The sequence below is a fragment of the Pseudorhodobacter sp. genome, assembly GCF_030452865.1.
GTDB lineage: Bacteria > Pseudomonadota > Alphaproteobacteria > Rhodobacterales > Rhodobacteraceae > Pseudorhodobacter.
On record NZ_JAKDLJ010000515.1, the window covers coordinates 1 to 2135 of the forward strand.

Below are 2135 nucleotides of genomic sequence, written 5' to 3' on the forward strand. Positions count from 1 at the left end.
CGGGTGTGCTTCTGGGCCGGGGTTGTTATGGTGGCGCGCGACAAATAAGTGCTGAAGGGGATTGCATGGTCTATCTTTTCATCAAGGCGGCGATTTCGGGGGTTTTGATTGCTGCGGCGTCGGAAGTGGCGCGGCGGCATGCCGGGTTCGGGGCACTGATTGCGTCGCTGCCGCTTGTCTCCATCCTTGGGATGATCTGGCTTTGGCGCGACACGCAAGATCCGGTGCGCCTTGCCGATCACGCGGCGGCGACCTTGTGGTACGTCGTTCCGTCGCTGCCGATGTTCGTGCTGATCCCCTTGCTGCTGCGGGCGGGGGTTTCGTTCTGGATCGCACTTGGCGCGGGAATGCTGCTGACGGTTGGGCTTTACGGCCTGACGATCTGGATGATGGGCCGTGCCTGAGCGCATTTCCGACCTTGCACCCAAGCCCATGCTGGATATAACCCCGGAAGTTTTGCGCTTTGGGGGCCCGTGACCATGCCGAAAAGAACCGACATCCAATCCATCATGATTATCGGTGCGGGGCCAATCGTCATCGGGCAGGCGTGTGAGTTCGACTATTCCGGCGCACAGGCTTGCAAAGCGCTGCGCGAAGAAGGGTATCGCGTGATCCTCGTCAACTCCAACCCGGCGACGATCATGACCGATCCGGGGCTTGCGGATGCGACATATATCGAGCCAATCACCCCCGAGGTCGTCGCCAAGATTATTGAGAAGGAACGTCCGGATGCGCTGTTGCCGACGATGGGAGGGCAGACCGGGTTGAACACCGCACTGGCGCTGGCCGATATGGGCGTGTTGGAAAAGTATAAGGTTGAACTGATCGGGGCCAAGCGAGAAGCCATTGAAATGGCAGAAGATCGCAAGTTGTTCCGCGAGGCGATGGATCGGATCGGGTTGGAGAACCCCAAAGCGACGATTATTGCAGCCCCTAAACTGGCGAATGGTAAATATGACATCAAGGCCGGTGTAGCGGAGGCAATGGAGGCGATTGAATATGTCGGCCTGCCCGCCATCATCCGCCCCGCCTTCACCCTTGGCGGCACCGGCGGCGGCGTCGCCTATAACCGCGATGATTTTGAAACGATTTGCCGGAGTGGGCTTGAGGCCTCTCCCATGGCGCAGATTCTGGTCGATGAATCGCTGCTCGGCTGGAAAGAGTTCGAGATGGAGGTGGTGCGCGACACCGCCGACAATGCCATCATCATTTGCGCGATTGAGAATATCGACCCGATGGGCGTGCATACCGGGGATTCGATCACCGTCGCCCCTGCCCTGACCCTGACGGATAAAGAGTATCAGATCATGCGCAACGGCTCCATCGCCGTGCTGCGTGAGATCGGAGTTGAGACCGGTGGTTCCAACGTGCAATGGGCGATCAACCCTGCCGATGGCCGCATGGTGGTGATTGAGATGAACCCGCGTGTCAGCCGGTCCTCGGCATTGGCATCGAAGGCGACGGGCTTTCCGATTGCCAAGATCGCGGCGAAACTGGCGGTGGGCTATACGCTCGACGAATTGGACAACGATATCACAAAAGTGACACCGGCGTCGTTCGAGCCTTCAATAGATTATGTGGTCACAAAGATCCCAAGGTTCGCTTTTGAAAAGTTTCCGGGTGCGGAGCCGACGCTGACCACTGCGATGAAATCAGTGGGAGAGGTGATGGCGATTGGCCGCACCATCCACGAGTCGATGCAAAAGGCGCTGGCGAGCCTGGAGACCGGTCTGACCGGGTTCGATGAGATTGATATCCCCGGCGCGCCTGACCGCGCCGCAATTTCGAAAGCCCTCAGCCAGCAAACCCCCGACCGTTTGCGCGTGATTGCCCAAGCCATGCGGTTTGGCCTCAGCAATGACGAAATTCAGGCGCTCACGTCGTTTGATCCGTGGTTCCTCGCGCGCATCCGTGAAATCATCGAGGTCGAGGAAACGGTGCGCCAGAGTGGCTTGCCGGCAACGCCGCATGCACTGCGCAAACTGAAAATGCTTGGCTTCACCGATGCCCGCCTTGCAATGCTGACAGACCGGGATGAGGGGCAGATCCGCCGTGCCCGCCGCAACCTTGGCGTCAACGCCGTGTTCAAGCGCATCGACACCTGTGCGGCCGAATTCGAGGCGCAGACGCCTTAT

The 2135-nt window shown here is 59.3% G+C and carries 2 protein-coding genes; both read left to right on the forward strand.

The features are described from left to right. A partial coding sequence (locus tag L0H65_RS18845) for a DUF3147 family protein (RefSeq protein WP_301460734.1) occupies positions 1–404 on the forward strand: 404 nt, incomplete at its 5' end. A gap of 75 nt (positions 405–479) precedes the next feature. Beyond that, a partial coding sequence (carB, locus tag L0H65_RS18850; RefSeq protein ID WP_301460735.1) for a carbamoyl-phosphate synthase large subunit occupies positions 480–2135 on the forward strand: 1656 nt, incomplete at its 3' end.